The sequence below is a fragment of the Microcystis sp. LE18-22.4A genome (genome assembly GCF_027531105.1).
Lineage (GTDB): Bacteria > Cyanobacteriota > Cyanobacteriia > Cyanobacteriales > Microcystaceae > Microcystis > Microcystis aeruginosa.
The window spans coordinates 1-7,190 of the sequence record NZ_JAPZRB010000636.1 but is presented as its reverse complement, the minus strand read 5'-3'; the positions used below and the strand labels follow the sequence as shown (position 1 = coordinate 7,190).

General features: G+C 40.6%; 10 protein-coding genes and 1 pseudogene. 5 read left to right on the top strand and 6 right to left on the bottom strand.

Annotation, left to right across the window (positions count from 1 at the left end):
• Positions 1-125: pseudogene (locus O9295_RS27010) on the top strand (IS630 family transposase); the annotation flags it as partial.
• A 205-nt stretch (positions 126-330) separates the two neighbouring features.
• On the opposite strand, the gene O9295_RS27005 reads toward O9295_RS27010, so the two are convergent.
• The 3 genes from O9295_RS27005 to O9295_RS26995 form a co-directional block, all read right to left on the bottom strand.
• Entirely contained in the window at positions 331-663 is a 333-nt protein-coding gene (locus tag O9295_RS27005) for a DUF5615 family PIN-like protein (RefSeq protein ID WP_288036343.1), read from the bottom strand.
• On the bottom strand, positions 660-884 hold the full coding sequence (locus O9295_RS27000) for a DUF433 domain-containing protein (RefSeq protein WP_002745983.1): 225 nt from the start codon (positions 882-884) through the stop codon (positions 660-662). Before O9295_RS27000 ends, O9295_RS27005 begins: the two co-directional genes overlap by 4 nt.
• A 407-nt stretch (positions 885-1,291) precedes the next feature.
• The gene (locus O9295_RS26995; protein WP_288036341.1) at positions 1,292-1,774 is read right to left on the bottom strand and encodes a calcium-binding protein; all 483 of its coding nucleotides are present in this window, start codon (positions 1,772-1,774) and stop codon (positions 1,292-1,294) included.
• Positions 1,775-1,937: 163 nt separating this feature from the next.
• Between O9295_RS26995 and O9295_RS26990 the strand changes: the two genes are divergently transcribed.
• Positions 1,938-2,327 carry a helix-turn-helix transcriptional regulator gene (locus O9295_RS26990; RefSeq protein WP_288036339.1) on the top strand — a complete coding sequence of 130 codons (390 nt, stop codon included), beginning with the start codon at positions 1,938-1,940 and terminating at the stop codon, positions 2,325-2,327.
• A gap of 131 nt (positions 2,328-2,458) precedes the next feature.
• On the opposite strand, the gene O9295_RS26985 is transcribed toward O9295_RS26990, so the two are convergent.
• From O9295_RS26985 to O9295_RS26975, 3 genes are read right to left on the bottom strand one after another with little or no spacing between them, the layout of a single operon-like run.
• Positions 2,459-2,890, bottom strand: coding sequence for a DUF29 domain-containing protein (locus O9295_RS26985; protein ID WP_288036337.1), 432 nt, complete (start codon positions 2,888-2,890; stop codon positions 2,459-2,461).
• A 30-nt stretch (positions 2,891-2,920) separates the two neighbouring features.
• Positions 2,921-3,085 (bottom strand): hypothetical protein, encoded by a 165-nt coding sequence (locus O9295_RS26980; RefSeq protein WP_288036335.1) that lies wholly within the window; start codon positions 3,083-3,085, stop codon positions 2,921-2,923.
• Positions 3,057-3,764, bottom strand: coding sequence for a DUF8619 family protein (locus O9295_RS26975; RefSeq protein ID WP_002740014.1), 708 nt, complete (start codon positions 3,762-3,764; stop codon positions 3,057-3,059). The genes O9295_RS26980 and O9295_RS26975 overlap by 29 nt, the downstream gene beginning before the upstream one ends.
• Positions 3,765-4,021: 257 nt before the next feature.
• Here O9295_RS26975 and O9295_RS26970 point away from each other — a divergent pair, with 257 nt between their 5' ends.
• From O9295_RS26970 to O9295_RS26960, 3 genes are all read left to right on the top strand, one after another.
• Positions 4,022-4,888 (top strand): Uma2 family endonuclease, encoded by an 867-nt coding sequence (locus O9295_RS26970; RefSeq protein WP_288036333.1) that lies wholly within the window; start codon positions 4,022-4,024, stop codon positions 4,886-4,888.
• The gene (gene cobJ / locus O9295_RS26965) at positions 4,885-6,330 is read left to right on the top strand and encodes a precorrin-3B C(17)-methyltransferase (protein ID WP_288036331.1); all 1,446 of its coding nucleotides are present in this window, start codon (positions 4,885-4,887) and stop codon (positions 6,328-6,330) included. Before O9295_RS26970 ends, cobJ begins: the two co-directional genes overlap by 4 nt.
• 329 nt (positions 6,331-6,659) lie before the next feature.
• A complete protein-coding gene (locus O9295_RS26960; protein ID WP_002801757.1) occupies positions 6,660-7,025 on the top strand; it encodes a DUF1815 family protein in 366 nt (121 codons plus the stop codon).
• Positions 7,026-7,190 lie beyond the last annotated feature (165 nt).

Here is a 7,190-nt window from a genome sequence, read left to right as displayed (position 1 = left end):
ATCGAGAATTTGAAAATAAAGAAGAACTGGAAAAAGTAGTCAATCAGCTTTTAAATGAAGGGGGATTGATTATTAAATGGAGTAGAAAACTTAAAAATAAGGGTAATGCTGTCAATGTAACTTAAATGCGTAAAAGCTTAGGAGGGACTTTCAGTTAATTATTTATTAGTAGTTGATAATCTTCAAAAATGTTGCTGTACAAGGATCGACTTAAGACTTTTGCAAGAGGTCTAATAATAAATTTGCTGCGTGGGGAGCGGATTATTGATTTTGGTTTTTTAACAGAATTGGTAGCCGCAAACACACACCCTACCAGATCAGCGATCACACTCAACCTAATATCAGCATACTTTCTGTTTCACTATTGTAAAATTTAATAACGATTAAAAAATTATCCCTTAAAATTTCGATAATTTTTGCAGTGGGACTATTGCCAATACGAAGATAGATAAATTTGGGTGGATGACCATGTAATAGACTGCGCTGATGAAAATCGGCATCTTTAGAGACAATTACAAAATCGTTGAATTTGGCAAATTCCCAGATAAGTGCATCATCAGTATTGATCAGTCCTAAAGTCTTGACGTGCTGAGAATCAGAATATAAATCAATTATTTTATCAATAATCCGATCTGACAAATTTTCATCTAATAACAGTTTCATAAAGAGGTGATAAATAATTTTTTCTCTCGATCAGCAGCAAAAGCCAAACAAGCTTTGATATCCTCGGAAGTTAATTCTGAAAAATCCTCAAGAATTTCTGCTTCTGTCATTCCTGCTGCTAAATATTCTAGAATATCGTACACAGTTATACGCATTCCTCGAATGCAGGGTTTTCCGCTGCGTTTTCCAGGTTCAATGGTAATAATGTTTTGGTAACTCATAATGCTTTAATTATTTGGACTTTCCCAATTATATCTTATTCGATGACAGAGATCGCACTCCACCCCACCGACAAGAACGATCACCCTTCAACTTCTTACCACTCTTAGGGTGTGAAGTGCGAAAGCATAATGCACCAATTTAATAATAAATTTGCTGCGTGGGGTGCGGATTATTGATTTTGTTTTTTTATCAGAATTGGTGGCCACCTAACGCACCCTACTGGACTGTTTCAACTAAAATAGGGCAATAGATTTCGGCTTAAAGTCTTAGATTATAGAATTTATAGCATTTTTCTAATACACCAAATTAGCTGAAACAGTCCACTACAAAATCTGATAGTTGCATTAAACAAAGTTAAAATAACTACTATTTAATTGTAAACTACTATTATCTTGAACAACTGCTATCAAATCTGTACCATTATAAATAAGTGTATCTGAAGCACCTCCTCCAACCATATTTTGTTTTTTAAGAGTAATAGATACTCCACTTCGTTCTTCGTTCTTCGTTTAACTTGAATGCGATCAACAAAAGAGGTAAAATCAGCTATTACTACATAACCTGGTCCCATATTAAGATTACCTCGATTAGTCCCAATTACAAATGTATCACGACCCGCACCTCCAACTAAAGTATCATATTCTGGGACAGTTAGACTGGGGATGCCGTAGTAATAATTAAGAGTGTCCGATCCTTGCAAAATATCGTCACCATCGCCTCCATCAAGATAGTCATTTCCTTCACCTCCCGCAAGAGTATCATTTCCAAGACCGCCATATAATTTATCACCCCCATCAGCCCCAAAAATATAATCATTTTGAGCAGATCCGTAGATTATATCGCCATTTTTAGTACCAGTATAACTGGTAGGAGGAGTATAACTAGGCATATTTAATTACCTCAATTAAAAAGTGGTTGTTTACTAATCATTTACAATAAGTTATAGTTCTACATCATTCAATTAGTCAACACTAGGAATTATGCTAGAATCTGACTAGGAAATTTTTAGGCAAAAATTTATGGATACCAATAATGACCCTTTTTCCCGAGCTATGAGTCAATGGGACTTAGAAACTCTTTATCTTGATCTTGCTTCTGTTAAGGGAAAGCGACTGACTCCTACTGAAAAAAAACATTTACAAGGATTACTCTGCGGTTATAGTCCCACAGAAATTGCTGAAAAACTCAAGAAGAGTCGTAAAGGAGTTGAGGTAGATTTATGTACTACACTCTATCAATACGTTAAAGAACTGGTGGGTAATAATAATGGCAAGGTAGAGAATTGGCGTAATATTGCTGAATGGTTAGAGGACGCTAGTTATAAAAGAGATTTTTCTCTTGAATACGATGCCAGTGATTCTATTTCTGCTTTCATTGTTGTGAAAAGAGCGAATATAAAGATTGAAAAAAATCAATTGATGATTGATGTCAATATTCGTTAGCAACTCCTTTGCCTTCAGAAATGTCAGCAATAAATATTGAAAATAGAGAAGAAGAAAATCACTAGGGGTTTCGGCTGGTTTTGGTAGGCAAAATGTATTCTAAGATACAGTCGTTAGGTGAGGGGATTCGTCTATCGTTCCGACAAATGAAGAGAACGATTTAAAATATCCTCAATACCGTAGGGACAAATGGGGGGAAACTCTAATCCCGTCTCTCTAAAGGCATCGGCACAAGCAACAGCATAGAGTTTAAATAGGCTTTCATCGGTTAAATATCGCTTTAAACTGGGGCTATCGTCCAAATAAAGCCTAATATTAGCTCTTTCTCGCTGAATAGTTCCCAACCAACCCCTGGATCGCCGTTGAGGTTGATAGTCCCACTTTAATAAATGATGCAAAATTAATCTGAGACTAGCAAGTAAGCGATCGCGCTCCCGTTTCGACAAATCCCGCACCTCTTCGACTAAATTCTCAATATCTAACTCGGAAAACCGACCAGAGGCTAATAAATCGGCCATTTGTTCGGCCCAAAGTCCAAAGTCTTGCTCATAGGATGCCGTCATCGATTTATCTCCTTCTAAGCTCAATTAACATTATATTAAACCTCTTGCATAATTAATTTTTGATGGTTCAAAAACGGCAAAAACAAGGATTAAATTACCCAAAATCTGTAAATTATGATTCATTGATGACTGAGAAACTGGTATCTTTTCAAAGATCGCCGAACCATTAACGGGTTTTGCGTCTTCGGATGACATTATTAGAATAACGAGAAGGTTTTGGCCGGGGTTCTTTTCCCCCTCCTAATTCGCGACTAACTTGCTGAAAAATATCCCGTCGCAGCACAGGATATTCCCCTATCCACTGGTCGAGTTGGGGAAGATGGACATCAGAAAGCTGATTGATATCCCCTAAATCGGGGTCTCGAGACATTAACAAAGCTTCGGCCACCATCCCGGGACGGATCGATTTATGAATGCGTTTGAGGGGAGCGCGAACGATCGCCGAAAAGCCAGTTTGATCACCGATTTCTAGATTAATACAGCGTTGGCGATTTTCGATAATCTCTAATTCCCCGCGTTTATTGACCCTTTCTTCTTCCCCGATTAATTCCTCGGTGACAAAAGCATCGAAAACGCGACCGCGCCAAAACCCCCCGTAGGGAAGACGACGATAGGTATTATTGCGAACACTGGCCCAATAAACCGGACCCCAGAGCCAATATAAACCGGCGATAATGTCGAAAATCAGTTTAATTGTTAAACCACCCGGGCCGAATAAATTACCGATTAACCAAGCTGCGGTGAGAGCGATGATAGAAATGAATAAACGGCGCAGAAAATCAGACCATTTACCCCAATAGTGAGCGTACTGGGGGCCGGTGGCGATAATCGGGACAATTTGCTCGATCGATTGACGGGTAAGGGGAACCAACATTATCAGTTATCGATTATCAGTTATTAGTTATAGTGTGCCTAATTGACTCGTGAATGGGTAGGCTCTAGAAGTCGGGTGTCGCTTGACGGCAAGCAGAGGACGTTTACATTTCATTTAGGGGCGCTATATCAGTTATGACAGCGTTTCTCATACTAGATGAAGTGTAACCTAATTTGGTATCGACCACCGACTTCCCAAAAGGAAAATTTTGTACCTCACCACTAAGATAAATGCTATAGTTTTGGGGAATTGTCTATATGTTGGTTGCCATTCATCCCATCGCTAAAAGCTCAGGACTTCTGGCGAAATTTCAGTTAAAAATTAAATCCCTCAAGAAGTCCAATGAAACAATCTATAATAAAATCAATGCTGTTTTGTTCCCAAAGACTGCCACCATGACTTCTTCTCCGGTTAAATCCTTAACTTCTCAGATTGTAACCACTCAACATTTACCCCCGTTAGAAAATGGGGATCGCTTAATTCGTCCCGAATTCGAGCGCCGTTATCAAGCTATGCCAGGATTAAAAAAAGCCGAACTGATCGAAGGAGTTGTGTATATGGCATCCCCATTAAGGTTTAAATTTCATGCTGAACCCCACGGACGTTTAATCACTTGGTTGGGAGTTTATCAAGCTGCTACACCCCAAGTACAAATGGGTATTGAGCCAACAGTTCGCTTGGATATCGACAACGAACTACAGCCGGATGGGGTGTTATTAATTAGTCAAGAAAGCGGGGGAAAATCAACCCTAACTGTAGAGGGATACCTAGAAGGAGCGCCGGAATTAGTGGTAGAAATTGCCGCTAGTAGTGCCGCCATAGATTTAGGGGATAAAAAACGTGCTTATCGACGCGGTGGCATTCAAGAATACCTTATTTGGCAGGTATTTGATCAAAAAATTGATTGGTTTAGTTTACAAGATGGCGATTATATTTCTTTGTTACCCAACCAAGAAGGGGTGATTTGCTCTCTAGTATTTCCGGGTTTGTGGTTAGATATTTCAGCCATGCTCAACGGCAATATGTCACGGGTGTTGGACATCTTAAAGGCTGGAATTAACTCGGTAGAACATCAAGAATTTATCCAAAAGTTAACTGCAGCGCAGTCAGGGGAAGCCAAATGAAACCTCCAGCTATTCTCATTTTAGGAGAAACCAGCCTCCCCGTTGCTCGTCAAGTGCAAATGGCCCTACCGGAAGCAGTGGTTTATGGGTTAATAGATCGTACCCATTCGGCTGATTTTACCTATACTAATTTTGGCGAAACGGTGCGAGAATTTTTCCAGACGGGAACGCCAATTATTGGCATTTGTGCGGCGGGTATTTTGATTCGCACTTTAGCACCTTTATTAACTAATAAATGGCAAGAACCACCTGTATTAGCAATCGCAGAAGATGGCAGTGCCGTAGTGCCTTTGTTGGGGGGTTTACAAGGGGTTAATGATCTCGCTCGTCAAATTGCCTCGGTTTGGCAAATTTCCCCCGCAATTACCACCACTGGTGATATTAGATTTAAAACGACTTTATTATCGCCACCACTGGGTTATCAGTTAGTTAATCCCGATGATGCTAAGAAGTTTCTTGCCGATTTATTGGCGGGTGAAAAAGTAAAATTAATCGGTGAAGCGGACTGGTTAAAAAATAGTAATTTACCGATTTCATCAGCAGCAAAATTGAGCATTGAGATTATCGATAAAAATAACTTAAACTTGGCAAAACCTAGCACTGCCTGTTTAGTTTATCTGTATGAGGAAAGCCAGCAAATTAAGGAAAAATCCAGTTTGTCCCCAGGGGATTTTGCCCAGGAAAGTCAAGGTAAATTAGCCATAGTCGGAACCGGCCCTGGTGCGCTAAATTGGATGTCGCCAGAAGTTCGAGAAGTGTTGGAAAAAGCCACGGATTGGGTGGGTTATAAAACCTATTTGGATTTGGTAGAATCCCTGCGAAAACCAGAAATTGTCCGCCATGAATCGGATAATCGGGTGGAACTCGATCGCGCAGAAATAGCCCTAGATTTAGCGGCTAAGGGGCGATCGGTTGTCTTAGTTTCCTCCGGAGATCCTGGCATTTATGCCATGGCCGCGGCCGTGTTTGAGGTATTAGAAAAAAAAGCAAAACCGGCATGGCAGCAGGTGGCCATTCAGGTCTGTCCGGGGATTTCGGCGATGCAAGCGGCGGCCGCGAGGGTTGGCGCACTTTTAGGACATGATTTTTGTGCGATTTCCCTATCGGATATTCTCAAATCTTGGCAGGTGATTTCTCAGCGCATTGAGTTAGCGGCCCGAGCAGATTTAGCGATCGCATTTTATAATCCTGTGTCTCAAGAGCGCACTTGGCAATTGGAGAAGGCAAAAGAGATTTTATTACAATGGCGCTCGCCGCAAACTCCTGTGGTACTAGCGCGTAATTTAGGGCGAAAAGGGGAAACAGTGACGGTGAAATTCCTAGAGGATATGACTATTAAAGATGCGGATATGCGAACCATAATTTTGATCGGGTCGAGTAAAACTCGCCTGATTGAGCAGGGTAAAAGCAAGCAATGGGTTTATACTCCACGTCACTATTAAGTAGTCGTGTAAAATTAACTTCTTGGTTAGGATAGGCAGTCAACATAGATTTGCGAACTTTTTTGTCGAAACCGGATCTTAAACTTTAAAAATAGGCATGATGGGAATAGTTGGGATCGAGGGGGTGGAAAGACGGATAAACTGGTAGCTTTGTACTTACACATACTTGGCGATATCAGGAATTCACGCTACTCTAGGTATCGGGTTCTTTACATTTTGTTACTTAACATCCGTAAAAAAACCTGGTTCATATACCTTATTCTCTCAAAAAAGAATCTTAAAAAAGTATTAAGGTTTTATAATTGAGCAGTGTTGTCAGGAGGAACATTGTGTTTAAACGACTTGCAGAACAGCATCGCCAACTAGTCAAAGACTTGGTCATGGATTTACAGGCCTTAGCGATCGCACTAGAAAATCAAGGTTATCTAGCATCTTGCTACACCTGTGGCGGTCAAATGAACAGCGCATCCTTTATGGTCGGATTGGGTGAAACCCATCTAATTCGGTTTCTCGTGTCCGATTACGGCATCACCTGGACAGAAATGCGCGATGATCGAGAGTTAATGAAACTCGAAGGTGCGGAAGCCATCAGCCAACTACAGGAATTAGCCAATCTGATTAAATATCAAATTTCGCCGGCGGAATTTATTGACAAAAAACCCTCCTCCGTGCTGCAACGGTTAGAGACGGTTTAACCCCAGATGTGACCTAGACCTGTATTTGACATCTCCCCGCTTTAAAAAGACGGGGATTCTAATCGGTGAATAGAAGCGGGTTGAAACCGCGCTTCTATTCGATTACGATATATTTTAGAAAGGCTATCCAATTTATATCGTTGTGGCACTGTCAAAGATGCCCTA

Excerpts from the sequence above, each read along its gene's own strand:
- O9295_RS27005 (WP_288036343.1), bottom strand. The coding sequence starts at position 663 with ATGAAACTGTTATTAGATGAAAATTTGTCAGATCGGATTATTGATAAA.
- O9295_RS27000 (WP_002745983.1), bottom strand. The coding sequence starts at position 884 with ATGAGTTACCAAAACATTATTACCATTGAACCTGGAAAACGCAGCGGA.
- O9295_RS26995 (WP_288036341.1), bottom strand. The coding sequence starts at position 1,774 with ATGCCTAGTTATACTCCTCCTACCAGTTATACTGGTACTAAAAATGGC.
- O9295_RS26990 (WP_288036339.1), top strand. The coding sequence starts at position 1,938 with ATGAGTCAATGGGACTTAGAAACTCTTTATCTTGATCTTGCTTCTGTT.
- O9295_RS26985 (WP_288036337.1), bottom strand. The coding sequence starts at position 2,890 with ATGACGGCATCCTATGAGCAAGACTTTGGACTTTGGGCCGAACAAATG.
- O9295_RS26980 (WP_288036335.1), bottom strand. The coding sequence starts at position 3,085 with ATGTCATCCGAAGACGCAAAACCCGTTAATGGTTCGGCGATCTTTGAA.
- O9295_RS26975 (WP_002740014.1), bottom strand. The coding sequence starts at position 3,764 with ATGTTGGTTCCCCTTACCCGTCAATCGATCGAGCAAATTGTCCCGATT.
- O9295_RS26970 (WP_288036333.1), top strand. The coding sequence starts at position 4,022 with ATGTTGGTTGCCATTCATCCCATCGCTAAAAGCTCAGGACTTCTGGCG.
- cobJ (WP_288036331.1), top strand. The coding sequence starts at position 4,885 with ATGAAACCTCCAGCTATTCTCATTTTAGGAGAAACCAGCCTCCCCGTT.